Source organism: Bordetella avium (assembly GCF_034424645.1).
Classification (GTDB): Bacteria; Pseudomonadota; Gammaproteobacteria; order Burkholderiales; family Burkholderiaceae_B; genus Bordetella; species Bordetella avium.
Window position 1 is genome coordinate 3,438,983 of sequence record NZ_CP139969.1, and the last position, 23,106, is coordinate 3,462,088.

A 23,106-nucleotide genomic window follows, 5' to 3' on the forward strand; every position below is an offset into this window, starting at 1 on the left:
CACCCTCGTTAAGTACATATGTGCTTAATTTCAGTACCAAGGTAAGCGGGGCTCACGTTTCAATTCCAGCGTGAACACCTTTTCAGACCGTTTGAGAGAAGCACGCGTATTACGCGGTTACACGCAGCAGTCCTTGGCGCGTGTAGCGGGCTTATCCCAGAGTGCCATCGCCAGCTATGAGTCTGGGCGTCGGCAGAGCAGCCGCGCCATGCGCCAGCTGGCGCGTGTGCTGCGCGTGAGACTGGACTGGTTGGAGACCGGCCAGGGGCCGCGCGATGCTTCACCGTCTTTCTTGCTGCAGGACGCCACAAGCTATTGCATAGAGGAAGCGCAGTTACAGATCCTGCAGCCCCACGAGCGCTCCATTCTCGAGCAGCTGATCCGCACCTACATTACCGCCTGCATCGATCATGCCCATCGGGCGGCCGCGAGCAAGAAAAAGCCCGCCGATGAGGCGGGCCGTTGAGCGGGTGCGACGATCGCGTCAGGGTTTGGGTGCAGCGGCCGCGTCACCGCGAATCTTGGCGGCGATGGCGACAGCAGCCTGTGCCGACGGGACGCCAAAGGCGAGCACGCCTCGCGTCAAGGGTTCGGTAAGGCGTGGCGCGGCGACCAGTTCGCGGTCAATGACCAGCACCAGGATCTTGCCCTGGTTCTGGGTGCTGATGTCGCTTAGTTTGCGCGCGCCGGCCTCGTTAAAGCGCAGACCGACATAGTTCTGGCCGCTGCGGTCGTCGAGGGCCTGAGCTTCGCTCAGGTCGGCGCGCGTGAGCACCGGCGTGCGTTGCATGTAGAGCGTGCCGTCGGCCACCGGAACGGCGACCAGGGAGGGGTCCGCCGTGGTGGTAGCGATGTAGAACTCGACCGTCGGGCTGGTCGCAGGCGCTGGCGCCGGGGTTTGAGCCTGAGCCTGAGCCTGCGGAGGCTGTCCGGCATTAGAAGCAGCGGGTTTGTCTCCGCTTTTGGGAGCCGCACATCCGGCCAGAGCCAGAACCGCGATCAGAGCCGCCGGCGCAAGTTTTCGCATAGTCAGTGTCATGATGGATTCCTTGAATAGTGGGTATTGACGCCAGAAGCGGGGGTCTGACGTGTCGGGGACAGTGTACTAAGTCATAGTATGCGCCTTCACGGCTTACTGCTTCCAGATGTAAAGGGGCAATACCGCCTATACTCCGGGTCATGCAGGGGTACTCGCACGCCAAACGGCGTGCGTGTTGAGAGAGTCCCTTTGTACCAGTACGGATAATGCCGATGCTGGGAGCGTCTTAGTCGCGGCCTGCCCGCGCGTAAGCCATCCCTATTCGGCTCCATTTTTGTTTTGGAGCTTTCATGAACGCCAATCCCAAATTCCTCGCCGCCACGGCTGAAGTTGACGCAGCCGCCGTCGCCCCCCTCCCGAAATCGCGCAAGATCTATGAGACCGGCTCACGCCCGGATATCCGCGTCCCCTTTCGCGAAATCGAACAGCAAGATACGCCGACCATGTTCGGTGGGGAACGGAATCCGCCGCTGACGGTTTACGACACCAGCGGGCCCTATACCGATCCGCAGGCTCATATCGATATCCGCCGGGGCCTGCCGGAACTGCGCCGCGCCTGGATCGAGGAACGTGGCGATGTCGAACTGCTGGCAGGTCCGACGAGCGACTATGGCCGCGCACGATTGCAAGACCCCCAACTGACGGCCATGCGTTTTGATCTGCGCCGCCCGCCGCGCCGCGCCAAGGACGGCGCCAACGTGACGCAGATGCACTATGCACGCCGCGGCATCGTGACACCCGAGATGGAATACGTGGCCATACGCGAAAGCCTGCGCCGCGAGCACTACATCGAATCTTTGCGCGCCAGCGGTCCCGAGGGCGAAAAAATGGCGCGCCGTCTGCTGCGCCAGCATCCGGGGCAATCGTTCGGCGCCGCGATCCCTGCGGCCATCACCCCGGAGTTCGTGCGCGATGAGATCGCGCGCGGCCGCGCCATTATCCCGGCCAATATCAACCACCCGGAAGTCGAGCCGATGATCATCGGCCGCAATTTCCTGGTCAAGATCAACGCCAACATCGGCAACTCGGCCGTGAGTTCGGGCATTGGTGAAGAGGTCGAAAAAATGACCTGGGCCATTCGTTGGGGTGGCGACACGGTGATGGACTTGTCGACCGGCAAGCATATTCATGAAACCCGCGAATGGATTATCCGAAACTCGCCTGTGCCAATCGGCACCGTGCCGATCTATCAGGCGCTGGAGAAGGTTGATGGCAAGGCCGAAGCGCTGACCTGGGAGATTTTCCGCGACACGCTTATCGAGCAGGCCGAACAGGGGGTGGACTATTTCACGATCCATGCCGGCGTGCGTCTGCCTTTCATTCCCATGACGGCCGACCGCATGACGGGCATCGTGTCGCGTGGCGGCTCCATCATGGCCAAGTGGTGTCTGGCGCATCACAAGGAGAGCTTCCTCTATGAGCGTTTCGAGGAAATCTGCGAAATCATGAAAGCCTACGATGTGAGTTTCTCGCTGGGTGATGGCCTGCGTCCCGGTTCGGGCTATGACGCCAATGACGAAGCCCAGTTCGCCGAACTCAAGACGCTGGGCGAACTGACTCAGGTGGCCTGGAAACACGATGTGCAGGTGATGATCGAAGGCCCGGGCCATGTGCCGATGCAGATGATCAAGGAGAACATGGAGCTGCAGCTAGAGCACTGCCATGAAGCCCCCTTCTATACGCTGGGCCCTCTGACAACCGATATCGCTCCAGGCTACGACCACATCACTTCGGGCATCGGCGCAGCGCTCATCGGCTGGTATGGCACCGCGATGCTGTGTTACGTGACGCCCAAGGAACACCTGGGCCTGCCCAACAAGAAAGACGTCAAGGACGGCATCATCACGTACAAAATCGCCGCCCATGCCGCCGACCTGGCCAAGGGCCATCCGGGCGCTGCCGTGCGCGACAACGCGTTGTCAAAGGCACGCTTCGAGTTCCGCTGGGATGACCAGTTCAACCTGGGGCTGGACCCGGATACCGCCAAGGAATTCCATGACGAAACCCTGCCCAAGGATTCGATGAAGGTGGCACACTTTTGCTCGATGTGCGGACCGCACTTTTGCAGCATGAAGATCACGCAGGACGTGCGGGAGTACGCGGCCAGCCAGGGGGTTTCGGCGCAGCAGGCCCTGACACAGGGCATGCAGGAAAAGGCGATCGAGTTCGTGAAAAAGGGCGCCGAGGTGTATCACCGGAGCTAGACTCGGCCCCGAGGCCGCAGCCCGGCAAGCAGGCGCCGGGCCAAGGATGACGCGGGGGCCGGCAACATGAGCCATGTGCTGCCAGGCGGTTCAGGAGGAAGTCGCTGCCTGCTCAAGAATGCGCTGCACCAGCGGATGCCGCTGGCCGCGCCGATTGCGGATGGCATGAATCTCTTCATGCGCACCGTCACAGCGCCCCAAGAGGCGCAAGTTATTGAGCAGCCCTTCGCCCCCCAGACGGCTGAGCGGGAAAACGCCCAGCCCTCTTACGGCGAATACGGCCATGAGCGCGCTGTCCTCGAATTCGCCGACGACATGCGGCACGATGCCCTGCTCTTCGAACCAACGATCCAGCGTCTGCCGCAAGACGGCATGGCGGGTCGGCAAGAGCACGGGCAGGCGTGCCAGCGTCTGCGGAAAGCCGCTGACATCATTGCGCCGCGTCCAGCGCACCGGGCCATACCAGTCCACCGGCGAGGACACTAGACGTTCGCTGCTCAAGCGCAGATTCGGATTCGGCGGCGCACCTTGCCCGGTCAGTACGAGATCGAGATGATGGCGCGCCAGTTCACCCAGCAATTCGTCGACCTCGCCGTCGTGACAGATCAACCGTAAGTCCGGCGTATCGAGCACAGGCTGTAGCAAGGCATGCACGGCGAGCTTGGAAATCCCGTCTGACAGGCCGATAGCCAGCCGCTGTATGGGCCGGCTGGCGGCCGCCCGCACCTCGTCAGCCAAAGACTGACCGATCTGAAAAATCTCTTCGGCCCGTGCAAAAGCGGCCTCGCCAGCCTCGGTGAGCGCCACGCCACGCCCATGCGGCTTGAGCAATTGATGGCCCAGGCTGCGCTCCAGTTCGCGCACCTGCGCGCTAATGGTCTGGATAGCCATATCCAGACGCTCGGCTGCCCGGGCGAATCCGCCCTCTTTGGCAACTGCCCAGAAATAGTAAAGATGGCGGTAGTTGAGCATGAGTTTTTACTTCGGTTTTTACGAACCATAACTCAATTTATTGCTGATTTATAGATCAGCTCACTACAGGGATGATGCGCACTTCGATCACCAACGGGATACGCCTCATGACGTTTCTTATGAATGACTTTCTCGGCACGCCGGTGTGGAGCTGGCTGCTGTTTCTCAGCGTCGTCGTGGCCTTGCTGGCTTTTGACCTGGGCGTGCTGCACAAGGATGAGCGCGAAATCGGCGTGCGTGAGAGCCTGTTGCTCTCGGCCGGCTATATCGCGGCCGCATTGCTGTTTGGCAGCGGGATATGGTGGCAGATGGGCGCCGAAAGCGGCATGGCCTATTACACCGGCTTTTTGATCGAAAAATCGCTATCCATGGACAACGTCTTTGTGATCGCGCTGATTTTTTCGTATTTTGCGATACCTCGCCGCTATCAGCATCGCGTGCTCTTTTGGGGCATTCTGGGCGTGATTGTGCTGCGCGCCTTGATGATCGGCCTGGGCACCGCGCTGGTGAGCCAGTTCGGCTGGGTGATGTATGTATTCGGCGCGTTTCTGGTTTACACCGGCGTCAAGATGTGGCGCATGGTGGACGAGGAACCGGACATTGCCAACAATGCCATCCTGAAGTTTCTCAAGCGACGCATGCGGGTGACGGATGATCTGCGCGGCAATGCCTTCACGGTCGTGGAAACCGACCCGGTCACGCAACGCAAAACACGTTTCGCCACGCCTTTGCTCTTAGCCCTGGTCTTGATCGAATTTGTCGATCTGCTGTTCGCGGTGGACTCGGTGCCGGCCATTTTTGCCATCACGACCGACCCCTTCATTGTCTACACCAGCAATATCTTCGCCATTTTGGGTCTGCGCGCCTTGTACTTCGCCCTGTCGGCGCTGATACACCGCTTTCATTATCTGAAGTATGCGCTGGCGCTTGTGTTGGTGTTCATCGGCGGCAAGATCTTCCTGCACGGTCTGATCGGTAAAGTGCCCGCCGTCCTGTCGCTCTCGGTTACGTTCGGCCTGATCGCCGCAGGCATTTTGTATTCGCTGTGGAAGACCCGGGCGCAGGAGCAGGCCGGCTAAAACCGGCCTGCCCAGACATCAGAGCAACTTGCCAGGGTTCATGATGCCGGCCGGATCGAGCAGACGCTTGATACCGGCCATCACACGCAGTTCGAGCGGGTCCTTGGTGTGAAGGAAATGCTCGCGCTTGAGTTGACCGATGCCATGTTCGGCGCTGATGCTGCCGCCATAACGGTGCACTTCGTCGAGCACGACATCGGTCACGCGAGCGCCTTGCGCTGCGGCCCATTCGCGCGGCGCCCCTTCGGGACGGGACAGGTTGTAGTGCAAATTACCATCGCCAAAATGGCCAAAGATATACAGCCGGATGTTCGGATCGAGCGCTTTCACGCGTTGCTGAGCCGTCTGCATGAATTCCGGAATTTTCTCGATCGGCAAAGACACATCGTGCTTGAGGTGCGGTCCATCGGCGCGCTGGGCCTCCGAGATTTCTTCGCGCAGTTTCCACAGCGCCTGCAATTGCGCCAGCGAGGCGGATACGGCGGCATCCAGGCACAGGCCCTCTTCCAGGGCACGCCCGATCACGCGTTCGAGCAATTCATTCAGGGCGTTTTCGTCCTCGGTATCGGCCAGCTCCATCAGCACATAGGCCGGATAGCGCTGCGGGAAAGGCTCCTGTACGCCTTCGGCGTGGCGCAAAACCAGGTCGAGGCAATCACCCGTGAAGAATTCATAGGCTTGCAAACGGGCCCCGCAGGCCTGGAACAATAGTTCGTAAAGCGAGAGCGCCTGAGCGGGCGACTCGACAGCCGCCAGCACGACCGAACGCACATCCGTGCGAGGGAACAAGCGTAGCGCAACCGCAGTAATCACACCCAGGGTGCCTTCGGAGCCGATCAATAGCTGTTTCAGGTCATAGCCGGTATTGTCTTTGCGCAAAGTGCGCAAACCATGAAAGATTTCGCCGGTAGGCAGCACGACTTCCAGACCCAGCACCAGTTCGCGGGTCATACCGTAACGCACGACATTGACGCCGCCCGCATTGGTGGCGACGTTGCCGCCAATCTGGCTGGAATCCTCGGCGGCCAGACTCAAGGGCAGCAGGCGGCCGGCGTCCTGGGCAGCGCGGCGCAGGTTGCCGAGGATGCAACCCGCTTCGGCCACCATGGTGTTGGCGATGGTGTCCACGGAACGGATGGCATTCATGCGATCCAGACTCAACACCACATTGACGGGCGAGGCGTCCGGGGTCGCGGCCCCACACAAGCCCGTGTTACCGCCACGCGGCACAACCGGCACGCCCTCGGCCTGGCAAAGCGCCAGGCAACGCGAGACCTCTTCGGTCGTACGCGGGCGCACCACCGCCTGGGCCTGGCCCTGATAGAGGCCACGCCAGTCGGACAGCCACGGCGCAATATCTTCCGGACGGGTCAGCACCACATCGGGGCCGAGGGCTTGGGTCAGGCGTTCAGCAAAGGTGTTCTGGCTCATGAGAGGTCAATCAGTGAGAGAAAAGTCGAGCTGCAAACGGGAGGCAGCGTTGCGCAGATGACGCAGCGCAGCGATACGGGCCGCGTCGGCATCGCCATTGCGGATAGCCTCGAAAACAGCGATGTGTTCGTCATGCACGGCGCGCGCCAAACCCTGCTGGCGGGCCGTATTGGCGCGGGCGGTGGTGACGGCCTGACGCAGTTGCAGATTGAGGTATTGCAGCAGGCGTTGGTAATGATCGTTATGGGTCGCGCTGGCCACCGCCAGATGAAAGGCGACATCGTGCTCCCCCCCCTGGACCGGGTCCTCCAGATGGTGGCCCAGCGTCGCTAAAGCGTTATCCATGGCGCGCAGATCCGCGCTGTCGCGGCGTTGAGCCGCCAGCGCCGCCGCGCCAGCCTCAAGATCCATGCGCAGTTCATAGACTGCCCCCAATGCTGCGCGGTCCATGCCTGGCGGCACCTGAAAACCTTGCACGCCCGTGCGGGCAATGACCGTGCAGCCCGAACCCTGACGGGTGCGCACCAGGCCTTGCGAACGCAGCCGTTCAGTCGCCTCGCGGATGACCGCTGCGCTGACCCCATAATGTTCGGCCAGGGCACGCCCGGAGGGCAGTTTGTCACCCACGGGATACACGCCCTGCCCAATGGCATCGGCGAGCTGGCGAGCGACTTGTTCGGTCAAGGTCTGAGTCTGCATGGCCGGATTATAGGCCAAATTATTCAGGTTATCTGATAACTTTTATCGACCACAGGCAGGTGTGGAGCGCGCACGGAAGTCAGCGCTGACGACAGACTGGGCAATCCGGGTCGCGCGGCACGTTCACGCTATGCCATTGCATGCTACGCACATCGAGCTGAAGCAGGCGGCCCGCCAGCGTCTCGCCCAGACCGCAAGCCAGCTTGAGCGCCTCGGCAGCCTGCATGGCGCCGATGATGCCCACCAGGGGCGCCAGAACACCCGTGGTGGCGCAACTTATTTCTTCCGCCTCATCCGCCTCGGGAAACAGGCAGTGATAACAGGGGGTGTCGTCGCGCCGCAGATCATAGGTACTGATCTGGCCGTCGTAGCGGATGGCCGCGCCGGAAACCAGTGGCTTGCGATGCCGCACGCAAGCGCGGTTGATGGCGTGGCGCGTGGCAAAGTTGTCGCAGCAATCGAGCACGATATCGGCGGCCGCCACGGCTTCGGCCAGCGCTTCGCCTTCAAGGCGTTCGACCCTAGGCGTGACGACGACCTCGGGGTTGAAGGCCGCCAGCATGTCACGGCCGGACTCGGCCTTGGGCCGCCCGAGGCTGGCAGTCGTGTGCAGAATCTGGCGCTGAAGATTGGATAGCTCGACGACGTCATCATCGACCAGCGTGATATGGCCGATGCCCGCCGTGGCGAGGTAAAGCGCGGCGGGACAGCCCAGGCCGCCCGCGCCGATGATCAGTACCTTGGTCGCCAGGAAGGCTTCCTGCCCTTCGACGCCGAGGTCATCGAGCAGGATGTGCCGGGCATAGCGCAGCAGTTGCTGATCGTTCATTGCTTGCCAGCGGGCTCGACTCCGGACGGCGTGATCGTCAAGCGCTCGGTCTTGCCAGACACATTGGGCTTGATATCGGCCTTGGCCTGAGCGCGGGCCGACCCTTTCTGCACCGGCTTGCCTTGCAGAACATTGATCGCCTGTTGCAATTGGAAATCATCTTTGCCGCCGAACTCGAACACCTTGCCCACGGGCGCTTCGGTGTTGTCGTTCGGGTTGGACTTCACTTCGGAGCTGGTCTGCTGGTTGGACAGATGGCGTTGAAGATCGGCCTCACGCGGCAGACGGAACAAATCGCCATCGGCCGTATCGGCCACGACATAGTCGGGTTCGATACCCGTGGCCTGAATGGAGCGGCCGCTGGGCGTGAAGTAGCGCGAGGTCGTGAGCTTGACCGCCGTGCTTTCGGACAGCGGCAGAATAACCTGCACGGAACCCTTGCCGAAGGTGCGGTTGCCCAGAACCTTGGCGCGCTTGTGATCCTGGAGGGCGCCAGCCACGATTTCGGAGGCCGAAGCCGAGCCGACGTTCACCAGCACCACCATGGGCACGGTCTTGGTCCATTCGGGCAGGTCGGCCAGGTAATTGCCTTCGCCGCGAGCGAACTCCGAGGGCGTGGCCAGATATTTGTGACGCGAGTCCGGGGTGCGGCCGTCCGTGGAGACCACCAAGGAATCCGCCGGCAGGAAAGCACCCGACACGCCGATGGCGCTGGTCAGGAGGCCGCCCGGATCATTGCGCAGATCGAGGACCAGGCCCTTGGGCGCGCCCTTGGCGCCCAGCTCGCGCAGGTGGCGGGCAAGATCGGAACCGGTTTTTTCCTGGAACTGGGCGATACGCACATAGGCCACGCCGTCATCGAGCATCTTGCTGCGCACGCTGCGCACCTTGATGACGTCGCGCACGATCTTAACCACGATGGGTTGCGGATGATCCGCGCGCACGATGGTCAGGGTGATGGGCGACTTGGGCTTACCGCGCATGAGCTTGACGGCGTCATTGAGCGACATGCCCTTGGTCGGGGTGTCGTCGATCTTGATGATGAGGTCGCCCGCCATGATGCCCGCGCGCGCGGCCGGAGTATCTTCGATGGGTGAAATCACCTTGACGAAGCCGTCTTCGGCGCCGACTTCAATACCCAGGCCGCCAAACTCGCCTTGCGTGGCGGTCTGCATCTCGCGGAAGGCGTCAGCATCCAGGTAGGCCGAGTGCGGATCTAGGTTGGAGACCATGCCCGAAATGGCATTACCGATCAGCGCCTTGTCGTCGACCTGCTCGACATAGTTGTTTTTGATCGCCGAAAAGACATTGGTCAGTTGGCGCAACTCATCGAGCGGAAGCGGATTGCCGCGCTGTGCGACGGCAGTCACGCCCACACTTAACAGTACGCCTGCCACGACGCCCGTGGCGACCAGACCGAAACCGCGAAACTTGCGAGTGCTCATGCACACATCCTGAATTTGATGCCGGAGTTACTGGGCCAGCCACTGAGCTGGGTCCACCGGAGCGCCACGATGGCGAATTTCAAAGTATAGGCCCGATTCCACCTGGCCGCCGGTTGCGCCGACGGTAGCAATAGTATCGCCCGTTGCGACGCGATCGCCCACCCGCTTGAGCAAGCTCTGGTTATAGGCGTAGACGGTCAAGTATTCCTGCCCGTGATCAACAATAATGAGGTTACCGAAGCCCCGCAGCCATTCTGCATAAACCACGGTGCCCGGAGCAACCGCTTTGACCGGCGTACCCTCCGCAGCGCGCAAGACGATACCTCTCCAAACGCCGCCCTCCGGCCGGCCGACACCAAATCGGCCTTGAATCTGACCTTTGACGGGCGGCGGCAAACCACGTCGTAAACCATTGCCACCGCCCACCAGCGGGCGGGTGTCTTCGCGAGCGGCGGCAGGCTTGGCCGGCTCCGCCGGCTTGACGGCGTCCTGTTTAGGAGCTTGGACCGCTTTTTCAACAATGGGTTCTCGAGTTTCTACCAAACGCGGATGCGCGGCCTCGGCAGGCCGCAAACCCGCCGCCTCAGGATCGGCCACCACCGCAGGCCCGGGCCCGCGCCCGCGCTCCAGCGCCGCTTCGGCCTGCTCGCGCACACGAGCCGCCTCCTTGGCGTCTTGGCTACGCTGGGCCTCCTGGCTTTGGCGCGCCGCTTCGGCCCGTCGGGCTTGCTCTGCTTTGCGCGCTTCCTCTGCCTTGCGAACGGCCTCGGCTTTACGAGCGACCTCGGCCTTGCGAATTTCTTCGGCCTTGCGCGCTTCTTCCGCTTTGCGGCGGGCCTCTTCGGCCGCGCGCCGGCGGGCCTCTTCTTCCGCCTGACGGGCAATCGCGGTACCGAGGTCGTCAATCAGATGAGACAGGCGCTGATCATCGCGCCCCAGGCGTGCCGCCTCGGCGCGCTGCGCCTCGATCTGTCCCTCTAATTTTGCCAGCAAGGTGGCGCGTTCTTTCTGTTGCGTGAGCAGGGCCGCCTTCTCGACATCCGTCTCTGCCAAGAGCCGCTGCAGATCCGTGCGGCGGGCATCGGCCCGCTTTTGCAGCGCGGCCAGGCGGTCGATGTCCTGGCGCACTTCCCGCACCGCCTGGGCCCGGGCCTTAGATACATACTCCAGATAGCCCAGATTGCGGCCAAGCTCCTGGGGATCGCCCCCGGATAACAATTCGGTCCAGGGCGACAGGCCATTCTGATACTGCGCCTTGAGCTGGTCCGCCAATTGCGCGCGGCGCTCTTGCAAGACCGCGGTCTGGCTGGCGGCCTGCTTTTCAAGCGAGGCAAGATCGCTCTCGGCCTGACGGCCGCTGTCAGCCAGCTCGCGCAGACGCCGGTTGATCGAGGAAATCGCCGACTCCGAGACTTTGAGGGCATCGGCCGCCTCTTTGCGGGCGGCCTCACGCTCATCGATGGTCTTTTGTAAAGAATCGATACGTGTGCGCAGCGCGGCCTGCTGGCGCTCGGCTTCCGACTGGCGGTTGGCCAAATCGGCCGACGCCGCCTGCACTGCGGCCGGCGCCAGCGCCGCCACAGCCAAACTCAGCAAACCCGCTGCGAACCGCATGCGATCAGTCCTTCTTTGCCTTTCCTTGAGCGGCAACGGCCGCCATCGCCGCTTCAATCTCGGCGGCATCGCCCAGATAGTAATGGCGAATCGGGCGCAGATTTTCATCCAGCTCATAGACCAGCGGCTGCCCGGTGGGGATATTCAGTTCGACGATAGCGTCGTCAGAGATATTGTCCAGGTGCTTGATCAGGGCGCGCAAGCTGTTGCCGTGAGCGGCGACCAACACGCGGCGGCCGGCCCGAATGGCCGGCGCAATGGATTCGTTCCAGAAGGGCAGCACGCGGGCGACGGTGTCGCGCAGGCATTCCGTGGCGGGCAGTTGCTCAGCCGGAATCTTGGCGTAGCGGCTGTCAAAGCGCGGGTGACGCGGATCGTCGATGTCCAGAGGCTCGGGCGCGATGGCGTAGGCGCGGCGCCAGATCAGCACCTGTTCGTCGCCGTACTTGGCGGCCGTCTCGGCCTTGTTCAGGCCCTGGAGCTGACCGTAGTGGCGTTCATTCAGCCGCCAGTTCAGGCCTACCGGGGTGTACATGGCGTCCATGGCGTCCAGGGCGATCCAGAGGGTGCGGATGGCGCGCTTGAGGACCGAAGCATAGGCCAGGTCAAAGGTATAACCTTCACGCTTGAGCAATTCGCCGGCACGGCGGGCCTGCTCGCGACCGACTTCGGTCAGGTCGACGTCAGTCCAGCCAGTGAAACGGTTTTCCAGATTCCACTGGCTTTCGCCGTGGCGCATGAGGACGAGTTTGTACATGATTAGGGGCGCAATTCGCGCGGGTTGGAGTTGAACAATGGGGTCATTTTATAATTGAGTGATTTTGCCCCAGGCTTTGCCTTTCCGGCGCGATTTGTCGCCTGGCCGTCGCCATCTGGCTCCCCAGCCGCTTGAACCGGGTTTCCGGTCCGGGTTTCGGGGTGCCGCACTTCAGGATGTTCCGTGGATTTTCTGCAATTTTTGATCGACAAGAACAATATCTTTATCGTGGCCGTGGCCGTGGTTTCTGGCCTCATGCTCCTCGTGTCCGGCCTGCGCAAGGGCGGTGCCGGCGCGGCGCTGGACACCGGCGCGGCCATCCAGATGGTCAACCATCAGCAAGCGGTCTGGGTAGATGTACGCCCGGCTGAACAATTCCAGGCCGGCCATATCGCCCAGGCCCGCAGCGTTCCGGCCGATGATCTGGAAAAGAAAGCCGCCGCGCTGCCTAAGAACAAGCCGCTCATCGTGGTCTGCGAACAGGGCCGCACCTCGCCGCGCATCGCCAAACGCCTGGCGGCGCTGGGCCTGACCGATGTGAGAACGCTGCAAGGTGGCATGCGCGCCTGGTACGCCGCTAATTTGCCTGTCACGCAAAAAGGCTAAAACCCTCCACTTAGGACTAAGATTCAACCCCTGGTCCTATTCTGCTTTCGATTAAGGGATGCTCATGCAAAAAGTCGTTATGTATGGCAAGGATTACTGCCCGTATTGCGCCAGGGCGGAAGCGCTGCTGCGTCAACGCGGAGTGACCGAAATCGAGAAAATCCAGATCGATCGCGATCCCGCTCAGCGCGACGTCATGATCGAACGTACAGGCCGCCGCACCGTGCCGCAGATTTACATCGGCGACACCCATGTGGGCGGCTGCGACGACCTTCAGGCGCTGGACCGCTCAGGCGGCCTGCTTCCCTTGCTAAACGGCTGATCGCGCAAAGCGCTACAGCTCCTTCAACGCCTTACCCTTCCAAACCGGAGTCTCTCATGGCCGACCAAGACCAAAACACCCAACAAACCGGCTCCGAAGCGCCTGCCTTCAATCTGCAGCGCGTATATCTGAAAGACCTGTCGGTGGAAATGCCGAATGCGCCGCATATCTTCCTGGAGCAGGAAGGTCCGGCAGTCGAAGTGACCATCAATGTCGGTGGCCAGCGTCTGGCCGAAACCGTGTTCGAATCGACCGTGACTGTCACCGTGACCACCCGTGTCAACGACAAGGTGCTGTATCTGGTTGAAGGCACCCAGGCCGGCATTTTCGAACTGGCCAACATCCCGCCCGAGCAAATGGACCCCATCCTGGGCATCGTTTGCCCGACCATGCTCTACCCCTACCTGCGCGCCAACGTCGCCGATGCCATCACGCGCACCTCGCTGCCCGCGCTGCACCTGACTGAGGTCAATTTCCAGGCTCTGTACGAGCAACGTCTGGCTGAAATGGCTCAGCAGCAGGAACAAAGCGCTGATTCCGGCATCATCCTGCCGCCCAGCGCCACCCGCCAGTAATACCTCCCCAGCCGCCATGGTCACGACCAATGCCCCTTCCTTGCGCATCGCCGTTCTCGGTGCGGGCAGTTGGGGCACGGCCCTGGCGGCGGCGGCCTCACGCCGCCACCCCACCCTGCTGTGGGCGCGCGGCGCGGCTCAGGCAGCCAGCCTGAGCATCGAACGCGAAAACACCCGATATCTGCCTGGCGTAGCCTTACCGGCTGCGCTGCGATTCAGTGCCGATCTGGATCAAGCCCTGGATTTTCTGGGCACCGATCCTGATCAGGCGCTCATCATTCTTGGCGTGCCCGTCGCCGGCATGAGCAGCATCATGGCCGAGTTGGCCTTACGCCTGCCCTTGCGCGGCATGATCCGCACCCCCATCGTCTGGACCTGCAAGGGTTTTGAAACCGACAGCGCCCGTCTGCCGCACGAGATCGTGCACGCCAGCGTCGGCGAGCTGGCTGGCATGGCCTGCGGCGTGCTGTCCGGCCCCTCGTTCGCCCGCGAAGTCGCTCAAGGCTTGCCTGTGGCCCTCACGGTGGCCAGCCGCCATGAGCGCGTCATCCGTGCCGTCACGGCCGCCTTGCATGGCGCGGCCGTGCGCGTCTACGCCAGCCAGGATGTGCCGGGCGTGGAAATGGGCGGCGCTCTGAAAAATGTCATCGCCGTGGCCTGTGGCATTTCCGATGGCCTGGCCCTGGGCACCAATGCCCGCGCCGCGCTCATCACACGAGGCCTGGCCGAGATGACCCGATTTGGCCTGGCGCTGGGCGCCCGCGCCGATACCTTCGCCGGACTGACCGGTCTAGGCGACCTGGTGCTGACCGCAACCGGCGAACTGTCACGCAACCGGCGCGTGGGCCTGGAGATCGGCGCGGGCCGCAAGCTCGACGATATTCTCGCCAGCGGCGTTACCGCCGAGGGCGTGCGCTGCGCGCGCGCCGCACTGGCGCGCGCCCACTCGCTGGGCGTTGAGTTGCCGATCACCGAAGCCGTCTGCGCGGTACTGTTCGAGGGCGTCGCCCCCATGACCGCCGTCTCCGCGCTGCTGGCGCGCGAAGCGCGCCAAGAAGGCAGCACCGACGTTCAGCCCTGACAGGGCCTGCACACAAACCCGAGGAGAGCCTTTTCCATGTCTTTCGCACGCCTGTTCAACCGCTTGCAACGCGGTCTGGGCCTGGGCCTGATCAGCGCCCTGCTGCCCGTAGCCGCCCATGCATCCTGGCCCGACCGCCCGATTCATCTGGTGGTGCCCTTCCCGCCCGGCTCGTCGCCCGACCTGCTGGCGCGCACGATTGCCGAGCCGCTGTCTCAAGCCCTGCGACAGCCCATCGTGGTCGACAACAAACCCGGCGCAGGCGGCAATATCGGCACGCGCTTGGTGTCGCAAGCCAAGCCCGACGGCTACACCTTGCTGTATACCATCAATGGTCCGCTGGTGACCGCGCCCACGCTGTACAAGCGCACGCTGGGCTATGACCCGCTGAAAGACCTCGCGCCCATCACGCTGGTGGCCACCAGCCCCAATGTGCTGACCGTGCCTGCCAGCCTGGGCGTGGACAACGTGGAAGCGTTCGTGAAGCTGGCCCGCCAGCGTGGCGGCTCGATGAATTACGGCTCGGTCGGCCCAGGCAGTTCGGCCCACCTCGCCATGGAGATGTTCAAGCAGGAAGCCAAGATCGACCTGACGCAGATCCCCTATCCGGGCTTCCCGCAGGTTATCGCGGGCATTATCAGCGGAGACATCCAGGCCGCCTTTATGGTGCCCGCCATCGCCATGCCGCAAGCCAAGGATGGACGCGTCAAGGCGCTCGCCATCACCAGCCTGGAGCCCAGCGAAGCGCTGCCCGGTATCCCGACCATGGCCTCGCAAGGCTATCCGGGGTTCGAAGCCATTTCCTGGAATGCCGTTTTGGCCCCGGCCGGCACGCCCACGCCCATCATCGAACGCCTGAACAGCGAACTGGCGCGCATTATCAACAGCGATGCCGTGCGCAAGCAGATGCTTTTGCAGTATTTCACACCGGCCCCCTCGACCCCTGAAGCGCTGACGCAGCGGATTCGCAGCGAGAAAGCGCGCTGGGACCGCGTGATCGACAGCCTGAACCTGTCGCTCGACTGATGCCGGCGGCGGGCTTACTCCCCGCCTTCATAGCCTTGCTGACGCCAGGCTTCGAACACCGTCACGGCGACGGCATTGGACAGATTGAGGCTGCGCTGCCCGGGCCGCATGGGCAGCCTCAAGCACTGGCCCGGCGCAAACAGCGCCACATGTTCCGGCGACAGGCCTGCGGTTTCCCGGCCAAACACAAAAACATCACCCCGCTGATACTGCATACCGGCGGCGCTACGTGCGCCCTGCGTCGTCAAAGCGAAAATGCGCTCGGGCGGCGCGCCCGTGGCGGCCAGGGCGGCGGGCAGATCGTCGTGGACTTTCATGGGCTGCCATTCGTGATAATCCAGCCCGGCGCGGCGCAAGCGCGTGTCGTCCAGCTCGAAGCCCAGCGGCCGCACCAGGTGCAGCTGCGCGCCGGTATTGGCGCAAAGCCGGATGGCGTTGCCCGTATTGGGCGGAATTTCGGGGCAGACAAGAATGACGTGAAACATGGCGTTTGAACGGGCGAGCCTGGAGTGACCAGGCGCTGGGTCTAGGGAATCTAGGGCGTATTTTGCCAGCCTGGCGCCGGCGTGCGCGCCGCCGCCAGTACGCCCACGCAGCGGGCACCCACGCGGCGCAAGGCCAGCGCGGCAGCATGAGCGGTCGCTCCGGTGGTGATGACGTCATCGATCAGCAAGACATCGCGACCAGCCAGGGCCGCATCGGCCACAAACAAACCTCGCAAACCGCGCCAGCGAGCCCGCCGGCCGCGCCCGGTTTGAGACGTCCGTATCCGGGTGCGCCGCAGGCCATACCGCGATAAGGGCAGGCGCTGGCATTGCGCCACGACGGCGGCCAGCTCGGCTGCCGGATTGAAGCCGCGCCGCCGCAAAGCGGCGGGTGAGGCCGGCATCGGCACCAGCAGCAAGGGAAGATCTGGGCCGCGGGCGCGCCAGGCCATCGCCATGAGCGCGCCCAGCGCAGGGGTGAGGCTCAAGCGGCCCTGCCCCTTGTATGCCCGGATCAGGCTGTCGCCGGGCAGCTCGTAGTCGAAAGCCGCAACAACCTGGCCGCAGCGGGGCTTGCGCCGCAAACAGCCGGCGCACAAGAGGCCCGCCGCCGCCGGCAGGCGTGCGCGGCAGGCGGGGCAGCGCGGCGCGGCGCCGCGCATGGTGGCGGTGACATCCCGCGCGCAAGGCCCGCAAAGCCGTCCGCCGCGGGCATGGCTATCACACAAGGGACAGCGGGTGGGCCAACGCCATGACAGCCGGCAGGGGTTATAGCAGGGGACAGGTAGCTGATAGGCCATAATGTCGTTGGCGGGCACGGTCCGTCATCTCATCATATCGGCGCGCCTGCGTGGCGCGTCATTGCACGCCCATGTCCCAGTCAACGCCCCTTCCCGACCTTCCTCTCAGCTCTCTGGATGTCAGCCGCCAGTTCGCGCGGCGTGGCGATCTATCTGAAGCGCAGTTTCTCTACGGTGAAATCGCCCGCCGCATGATGGGCAGACTGGGTTATATCCGCCTACAGCCCCAAGCTCTGCTCGATGCCGGTTGCGGCGCGGGCGACAACCTGCCGCTGCTGCGAGAACGCTACCCCCAGGCCAGTTACACCGGGCTGGATCATTGCGCGCCGCTGCTGGCCATCGCTCGCCAGCGCTTTCAGCCTGCGGGGCTGTCGGCCTTGGTGGGCAAGCTCACCGGCCGGGGCAAGTCGCCCGTGCAATTCACGCAGGCCGATCTCGCCGCGACGGGGCTGGCACCGGAGTCGTTCGACCTGGTCTGGTCCAATCTGGCCATGCATTGGCATCCGACCCCCCATGCCGTGCTGGTCGAATGGCGGCGTATTTTGCGCGTAGGCGGCCTGGCCATGTTCTCCTGTTTGGGACCCGCCACGCTGCGCGAGTTGCGCCAGGCGCTGGACGACGCCGGACTGGCCACCGCAACACCGGCGTTCGTGGACATGCATGATTTTGGCGATCTGCTGGTCGAGAACGGCTTTGCTGATCCAGTAATGGACCAGGAAATCCTGACCCTGACCTATGCCACCCCCGACAAACTGCTGCAAGATGTGCGCGCGCTGGGCGGCAACCCCGCCCGTGGCCGGCGAGCCGGGCTGACTAGCCGCGCCTGGCGCACCCGTCTTTGCGACGCGCTGGAAGCCTTGCGCGGCCCGGATGGACGTATCTCTCTGACGATCGAAGTGGCTTACGGCCACGCCTGGCGGGCGGCCACCCACAGAGCCGCGCCCGGCGAAACACGGTTGTCGGTCAGTGCCATCGGCGGGCGGCGCAGCGAAACGCTCTGAGCCTGCTCAGTGCAGACGTTCCGGCCACATTGACATCGGGCCAAGCGGCTCGGAACTTGCCCGGATGCGGCGGCGCGCGGCCTGCGGCGCACGCCGCTGAGCAGCGGACTCGCCCCGGAACACCTGTGTCATGGCCTCGACCGTGCCGGACAATTCCCGCGTGCGATGGAATTGCGCTCGCAGCCAGCGAGCGTCATTGCCGCCGCGCTGCATCTCATCGCGCAAGGACTGCAATATATCCGTGGTGCCCAGCTCTTCGGCCACAGGCATCAGGCGGACAAACAGGGCTTTCAGATGGTCAGCCAAACGCACCCGCTGGCCGCCCGGCGTGACATAGCTGCCATGCAGCCCGAAACGGCAGGCCTGGAAATGATTGCTGCGATAAGCCAGCCAGGCCTGAGTGGGCGGCGAAGGCTCACGCTCCAGCAACACCGCCAGCGCCTGAGCGAAAGCCGCCAACTGGCAGGCCCGCTCGACCGTCAGCGGGGTGTCGCAAACGCGGATTTCGACGGTGCCGAATTCCGGCTTGGGACGGATGTCCCAGTAAAGATCCTTGATGCTTTCCGCCAGGCCGCTGGCGCGCAACTGAGCGATATGCGCCTCGAAGTGATACCAATCGGCCACCTCGGGTGGCAGATGTCCGGCCAGCGGAAAGCTATTGACGGCATTGAGACGGGCGCAGGAAAACAGGGTGTCCACCCCTTCCCGATATGGCGAAGAAGCCGACAGGGCGATGAAATGCGGCACATAGGGCGACAGGCCATGCACCAGGCGCACAGCGGCATCACCCGACGGCACACCGAGGTGAATATGCTGGCCGAATACGGTGAACTGGCGGGCCAGATAACCGTACATTTCGGCCAGGTATTGAAAGCGGGGGGTATCGGAGATGGTGCGCTCCTGCCAGCGCATAAAGGGATGGGTGCCGCCACCGCTGACGGACACCCCTACGGCATCCGCGGCCTCGCACAGGGCATCACGCATTTCACGCATCTCGGCCAGCAGACCAGCAGGGTGCTCATGAACCGAAGAATTCAGCTCGATCATCGAGCGGGTGATTTCGGGTTTGATACGGTCGGCCACAGGATGATTGGCCAGTTGAGCCAGCAGCTCATCCGAGGCCGCCGCCAGATCGAAACCCGCAGGATCGATCAATTGAAGTTCCAGCTCAATGCCCAAGGTGTTGGGGGACGAGGATACAAACGGAATCTGTTCCATCTCCGGCTCCTTGTGAAGACTGTTGAGAAGAGCGCCGTATGACCTTGAGGCCTGGAAGCAAGCCAGGGGGTGATAAACGGCGTCTAGCGCTTGCATGATAGCCGCTGATTTACGACAGAAAAGGGTGAAATTCGTGACATTTGTCAGCAAGTTGGCAGCAAGAAGAATTTTTCCCTCTGCCAGGAATGAAAGCGAACGCTCACACTCGAGCATTGACGCGGGAAAGCGCCCGGCGCAAGGCGCCGACCCGCGCCAATATTGGGTTTACACAGTGCAAGGGATAACCCTAGATTAGGGTTATCCTGTGAAGATTCCCGCTCTTTTGGCCGTCTCCGGACGGGTTTTCTGGCCGTTTGTAACAGCCGACCTATTTCCGCCAGAACCAGGGAGTGAACAGGACCAGCACTGTCAGCAACTCCAGTCGGCCGATCAGCATGGCAAAGGTGCAGACCCAGATCTGGAAGTCGCTCAGGACACCGTAGTTGCCCATGGGACCCAGTATGCCCAGACCAGGCCCGATGTTGTTGATCATGGCCATCGCGGCGGAAAAGGCCGTGCTCAGATCGAGCCCCGAGAGCAGCAGCAGACTGCTCACCACCCCGATGGACAAGCCGTAGACCAGCATAAACGCCAGCACCGAAAACATGACGCGCTGATCGACGATACGGCTGCCGATGCGCACCGGACTGACCGCATGGGGATGCAACATGGTGATGAGTTCATTGCGAGCCTGCTTTACCAGCAGAATGACCCGGATCATCTTGATCCCCCCGCCGGTAGACCCTGCGGACGTGGCGAAGGCTCCCAATAACAGCATGGTCAGCGGCGCAAACAGCGGCCAGGTGGCGTAATCCGTGTTGGCAAAGCCCGTCGTGGTCGCAACCGACACGGTGTTGAACATGCCGTAACGCAGCGCTTGCAGCGGATCGGTATAAACGTGCCGAATGTAGAGATAAGCCGAGATGAGCAGACCCACGCCCAGCACGACAGTGAGATAGGGTAGGGTCTGCGGGCAGGATAGATAGGGTTTAAAGCTGCGCTGACGCAAGGCATTGAAGTGCGTGGCGAAGTTAATGCCCGAAATCAGCATGAATACGATGGCGACCATCTCGACCGATACCGAGTCGAATTTGAGAAAGCCGCTGTCATAGATAGAGAATCCGCCGAGCCCCATGGTGGTCGCCATATGCGCCCAGGCGTCGAACCAGGGCAGGCCGACGGCCCGGTAGGCCAGAAAGCAGAGAATGGAGAAACCGAAATAGACGGCATACAGCGCCTTGGCCGTGCTGGCGATGCGAGGCGTCAGACGCTCGTCTTTCATGGGACCGGGTGTTTCAGCGCGCACCACCTGCTGGCCGCCAACCCCCAGCAGCGGCAGAATCGCCACCGCCAGCACCAAAATACCCATGCCGCCGATCCAGATCAGGGTCACGCGCCAGAGGTTGACGGAATGCGGCAACTCGTCCAAGCCCGTGAGCACGGTTGCACCGGTAGTCGTCAGTCCGGACATCGCCTCAAAATAGGCGTGCGTAAACGACAGGGGCTTACCGACATCGTGGAAATACAGCAGCAAAGGCAATGCCGCCAGGAGCGGCAGCGCCGCCCATACGACCGAAACAAGCAAAAAACCGTCGCGCGCGTGCAATTCGCTGCGCCAACGGCGCGCCAGCAGCCAGACGGCTAAGCCGCTGCCGATGGCGATGGCGAAACCCCTGGCGAACGCCTGCTGTCCGGCGTCGTTCTCCCAGACGGCCAGCCCCAAAGGGATCAGCATGGTGAGCGCGAACACCACCATGGTCAATCCAAGCACATAGCAGGTCGCCAGCAGACGCTTCATGGTGGGAGGCAGGGGCGAAGAAATTAAAAGAAGGAAGCGGATACCTGGAACAGCTTTTCCACCCGCGCCATTTGCTGCCGGCTCGGGACGAAGACAATCACATGGTCGTCCGATTCAATGACCGTATCCGCATCAGGCAGCAGAATTTCGTCCTCACGCACCAGTGCGCCAATGAGGGCCCCTTTGGGCAGGCTGATGTCACCGACCCGCCGCCCCACCACCCGGGATGTCGAGCGATCGCCGTGCGCGACGGCCTCCAGCGCCTCGGCCACGCCCTGGCGCAGACGGTGCACGGCAACCACATCGCCCCGGCGCACATGGCGCAGCAGTTCGCTAATGGTGGCCTGCGAGGGCGACACGGCGATGTCGATATGACTGCCCTGCATGAGTTCGCCATAGGCCGGGCGGTTGATGAGCGCCACGACCTTGCGCGCGCCCAAACGCTTGGCCAGCAGCGAAGACATGATGTTGTCTTCGTCATCGCTGGTGAGAGCCAGCCAGGTGTCCATATCCTGGATGTTCTCGCGCTCCAGCAGGGATTCGTCGGTGCCGCTGCCATGCAGAACCAGAACGCTGGAAGGGAGTTCGGCCGCCAGGTGTTCGCAACGCTTGGCGTCACGTTCGATGATGCGCACGCTGTAGTTTTCTTCGGCAAGTTGGCGGGCCAGACGCAGGCCGATATTACCGCCGCCGGCGATCATGACGCGATGCACGGACTTCTCGGCCTCACGCAGCTTGCGCACGGCACGGCGAGCATGACGACTATCGACCATGAGCACCACCTCATCGCCCGGGGCGATGACCGTGCGCTGCCCCGCATGCAAGGGCCGGCCGTCGCGCAGCACTTCGATAATGCGTGCCGTGACGTCAGGCCACACTTCACGCAGCTTATCGACAGGCGTGTGCGCCATCGGGCTGCCGCTGCCCACGCGCGCCGTCACCACACTGAGCTTGCCCTCGGCAAATTCCACGACTTGCAGCGCCTCGGGAAACTCGATGAGGCTGTGCAGATAGGTCGTGACGCTGCGCTCGGGGCTGATCAGGGCATCGATGCAAAAGCCCTCATCGCCCATCAGTTCAGGATGCTCGGCGAATTCCGGCATGCGGATACGGGCGATACGGCGCGGCACATTGAACAACTGCCTGGCGATCTTACAGACCACCATATTGATCGAGTCAGAGGCCGCGCAAGCGATGCAGAGGTCGGTATCGGCCGCGCCGGCGCTTTCCAGCACGGACACCTGCGTGGCGTCGCCCTGGACGACGCGCAGATCGAAACGATCCTGAAGATAGCGGAGCTGACCACCGTGGATATCTACCACAGTGATGTCGTTCTCCTCCGATACCAGGTTTTCGGCCAGGCTGGTTCCGACACGGCCGGCACCAACGATGAGGATCTTCATGAGCTCCGCTTGCGTGCGGATTCGATGCCGAGTTGCTTGAGCTTGCGGTAGAGATGGGTGCGTTCGAGACCAGTGCGCTCGGACACGCGAGTCATGCTGTGGTTCTCGCGCACCAGGTGGTACTCGAAATAGATGCGCTCGAACTCATCGCGGGCTTCGCGCAGCGGTTGATCGAGCGAAATGCTGCCTAGCTGGCCGTTGCTGGCGGTCTCGCTCGCGACGGGATGAGCCAGGGCTGGCGCCGGGTCCAGTTCGTCGGTGAGAACGGCCGCAGGCATCGTGTTGAGCGCGGGCGTCGATGAAGGCCCGGGCACTCGGCCACGCGCCAAACCTGCAGCGATGGTCTTGAGCAGACGCTGCAAGGTAATGGGTTTTTCGAGGAAATCCATCGCGCCGATGCGCGTGGCCTCCACGGCCGTGTCGATCGTGGCATGACCGCTCATCATGATGACGGGCATGTCGAGCAGACCTTGAGACGCCCATTCTTTGAGCAGGCTCACCCCATCGGTGTCGGGCATCCAGATATCCAGCAGAACCAGATCCGGGCGCGACCGCAAGCGGGCGGCACGGGCCTGGGCCGCGTTTTCCGCCAATTCGACAGTGTGTCCTTCGTCGTAAAGAATCTCCGACAGCAGTTCGCGAATGCCAACCTCATCGTCGACCACCAGAATTCTGGCCATAAA

General features: G+C 62.8%; 23 protein-coding genes. 9 read left to right on the forward strand and 14 right to left on the reverse strand.

What is annotated here, in order from left to right; genetic code table 11:
* Window positions 1-70 precede the first annotated feature (70 nt).
* Window positions 71-466, forward strand: coding sequence for a helix-turn-helix domain-containing protein (locus tag U0029_RS15865; RefSeq protein WP_082011715.1), 396 nt, complete (start codon window positions 71-73; stop codon window positions 464-466).
* Between the two features lie 18 nt (window positions 467-484).
* Here the strand turns inward: U0029_RS15865 and U0029_RS15870 are convergent, their stop codons facing one another.
* Window positions 485-1,039: a SecDF P1 head subdomain-containing protein gene (locus tag U0029_RS15870; protein WP_012415955.1), complete on the reverse strand. Its 555-nt coding sequence runs from the start codon at window positions 1,037-1,039 to the stop codon at window positions 485-487.
* 290 nt (window positions 1,040-1,329) lie between these two features.
* Here U0029_RS15870 and thiC point away from each other — a divergent pair, with 290 nt between their 5' ends.
* Window positions 1,330-3,243 (forward strand): phosphomethylpyrimidine synthase ThiC, encoded by a 1,914-nt coding sequence (gene thiC, locus U0029_RS15875; RefSeq protein ID WP_012415954.1) that lies wholly within the window; start codon window positions 1,330-1,332, stop codon window positions 3,241-3,243.
* 90 nt (window positions 3,244-3,333) lie between these two features.
* Here the strand turns inward: thiC and U0029_RS15880 are convergent, their stop codons facing one another.
* Window positions 3,334-4,215 carry a LysR family transcriptional regulator gene (locus tag U0029_RS15880; RefSeq protein WP_114851616.1) on the reverse strand — a complete coding sequence of 294 codons (882 nt, stop codon included), beginning with the start codon at window positions 4,213-4,215 and terminating at the stop codon, window positions 3,334-3,336.
* Between the two features lie 107 nt (window positions 4,216-4,322).
* On the opposite strand from U0029_RS15880, the gene U0029_RS15885 reads away from it, so the two are divergent.
* Window positions 4,323-5,294, forward strand: coding sequence for a TerC family protein (locus tag U0029_RS15885; protein ID WP_012415952.1), 972 nt, complete (start codon window positions 4,323-4,325; stop codon window positions 5,292-5,294).
* An 18-nt stretch (window positions 5,295-5,312) separates the two neighbouring features.
* Here the strand turns inward: U0029_RS15885 and U0029_RS15890 are convergent, their stop codons facing one another.
* The 6 genes from U0029_RS15890 to gpmA all read right to left on the reverse strand — a co-directional run bounded on the left by U0029_RS15890 (window position 5,313) and on the right by gpmA (window position 12,069).
* Entirely contained in the window at window positions 5,313-6,725 is a 1,413-nt protein-coding gene (locus U0029_RS15890; protein WP_114851615.1) for an FAD-binding oxidoreductase, read from the reverse strand.
* A gap of 6 nt (window positions 6,726-6,731) precedes the next feature.
* Entirely contained in the window at window positions 6,732-7,424 is a 693-nt protein-coding gene (locus tag U0029_RS15895; RefSeq protein WP_039052000.1) for a FadR/GntR family transcriptional regulator, read from the reverse strand.
* A gap of 79 nt (window positions 7,425-7,503) precedes the next feature.
* The gene (locus U0029_RS15900; protein ID WP_012415949.1) at window positions 7,504-8,253 is read right to left on the reverse strand and encodes a HesA/MoeB/ThiF family protein; all 750 of its coding nucleotides are present in this window, start codon (window positions 8,251-8,253) and stop codon (window positions 7,504-7,506) included.
* Window positions 8,250-9,698, reverse strand: coding sequence for a S41 family peptidase (locus U0029_RS15905; RefSeq protein ID WP_039051983.1), 1,449 nt, complete (start codon window positions 9,696-9,698; stop codon window positions 8,250-8,252). The genes U0029_RS15900 and U0029_RS15905 overlap by 4 nt, the downstream gene beginning before the upstream one ends.
* Before the next feature lie 27 nt (window positions 9,699-9,725).
* Complete coding sequence (locus U0029_RS15910; RefSeq protein ID WP_012415947.1) at window positions 9,726-11,312, reverse strand: murein hydrolase activator EnvC family protein; 1,587 nt, start codon at window positions 11,310-11,312, stop codon at window positions 9,726-9,728.
* Between the two features lie 4 nt (window positions 11,313-11,316).
* Complete coding sequence (gpmA, locus tag U0029_RS15915; protein WP_012415946.1) at window positions 11,317-12,069, reverse strand: 2,3-diphosphoglycerate-dependent phosphoglycerate mutase; 753 nt, start codon at window positions 12,067-12,069, stop codon at window positions 11,317-11,319.
* 183 nt (window positions 12,070-12,252) lie between these two features.
* Here gpmA and U0029_RS15920 point away from each other — a divergent pair, with 183 nt between their 5' ends.
* The 5 genes from U0029_RS15920 to U0029_RS15940 all read left to right on the forward strand — a co-directional run bounded on the left by U0029_RS15920 (window position 12,253) and on the right by U0029_RS15940 (window position 15,679).
* On the forward strand, window positions 12,253-12,675 hold the full coding sequence (locus tag U0029_RS15920; protein ID WP_039051984.1) for a rhodanese-like domain-containing protein: 423 nt from the start codon (window positions 12,253-12,255) through the stop codon (window positions 12,673-12,675).
* Window positions 12,676-12,739: 64 nt separating this feature from the next.
* Window positions 12,740-12,997: a glutaredoxin 3 gene (gene grxC / locus U0029_RS15925; RefSeq protein ID WP_114851754.1), complete on the forward strand. Its 258-nt coding sequence runs from the start codon at window positions 12,740-12,742 to the stop codon at window positions 12,995-12,997.
* Between the two features lie 56 nt (window positions 12,998-13,053).
* Window positions 13,054-13,572: a protein-export chaperone SecB gene (gene secB, locus U0029_RS15930; RefSeq protein WP_012415943.1), complete on the forward strand. Its 519-nt coding sequence runs from the start codon at window positions 13,054-13,056 to the stop codon at window positions 13,570-13,572.
* A 16-nt stretch (window positions 13,573-13,588) separates the two neighbouring features.
* Window positions 13,589-14,653, forward strand: coding sequence for an NAD(P)H-dependent glycerol-3-phosphate dehydrogenase (locus tag U0029_RS15935; protein WP_012415942.1), 1,065 nt, complete (start codon window positions 13,589-13,591; stop codon window positions 14,651-14,653).
* A 36-nt stretch (window positions 14,654-14,689) separates the two neighbouring features.
* Window positions 14,690-15,679: a Bug family tripartite tricarboxylate transporter substrate binding protein gene (locus U0029_RS15940; protein ID WP_114851614.1), complete on the forward strand. Its 990-nt coding sequence runs from the start codon at window positions 14,690-14,692 to the stop codon at window positions 15,677-15,679.
* Window positions 15,680-15,693: 14 nt separating this feature from the next.
* Here the strand turns inward: U0029_RS15940 and U0029_RS15945 are convergent, their stop codons facing one another.
* Window positions 15,694-16,164 (reverse strand): tRNA (cytidine(34)-2'-O)-methyltransferase, encoded by a 471-nt coding sequence (locus tag U0029_RS15945; protein WP_114851613.1) that lies wholly within the window; start codon window positions 16,162-16,164, stop codon window positions 15,694-15,696.
* A gap of 50 nt (window positions 16,165-16,214) precedes the next feature.
* The gene (locus tag U0029_RS15950; RefSeq protein WP_367158537.1) at window positions 16,215-16,982 is read right to left on the reverse strand and encodes a ComF family protein; all 768 of its coding nucleotides are present in this window, start codon (window positions 16,980-16,982) and stop codon (window positions 16,215-16,217) included.
* Between the two features lie 53 nt (window positions 16,983-17,035).
* Between U0029_RS15950 and U0029_RS15955 the strand changes: the two genes are divergently transcribed.
* Window positions 17,036-17,965, forward strand: coding sequence for a methyltransferase domain-containing protein (locus U0029_RS15955; protein WP_012415938.1), 930 nt, complete (start codon window positions 17,036-17,038; stop codon window positions 17,963-17,965).
* A 6-nt stretch (window positions 17,966-17,971) separates the two neighbouring features.
* Here U0029_RS15955 and U0029_RS15960 read toward each other — a convergent pair whose 3' ends face one another.
* The 4 genes from U0029_RS15960 to U0029_RS15975 form a co-directional block, all read right to left on the reverse strand.
* Entirely contained in the window at window positions 17,972-19,183 is a 1,212-nt protein-coding gene (locus U0029_RS15960) for a YbdK family carboxylate-amine ligase (protein WP_012415937.1), read from the reverse strand.
* Between the two features lie 367 nt (window positions 19,184-19,550).
* The gene (locus tag U0029_RS15965; RefSeq protein ID WP_012415936.1) at window positions 19,551-21,020 is read right to left on the reverse strand and encodes a TrkH family potassium uptake protein; all 1,470 of its coding nucleotides are present in this window, start codon (window positions 21,018-21,020) and stop codon (window positions 19,551-19,553) included.
* Window positions 21,021-21,043: 23 nt separating this feature from the next.
* Window positions 21,044-22,423, reverse strand: a complete 1,380-nt coding sequence (gene trkA, locus U0029_RS15970) for a Trk system potassium transporter TrkA (protein ID WP_012415935.1) — start codon at window positions 22,421-22,423, stop codon at window positions 21,044-21,046.
* Window positions 22,420-23,103 carry a response regulator gene (locus U0029_RS15975; protein ID WP_012415934.1) on the reverse strand — a complete coding sequence of 228 codons (684 nt, stop codon included), beginning with the start codon at window positions 23,101-23,103 and terminating at the stop codon, window positions 22,420-22,422. Before U0029_RS15975 ends, trkA begins: the two co-directional genes overlap by 4 nt.
* Window positions 23,104-23,106: the final 3 nt, after the last annotated feature.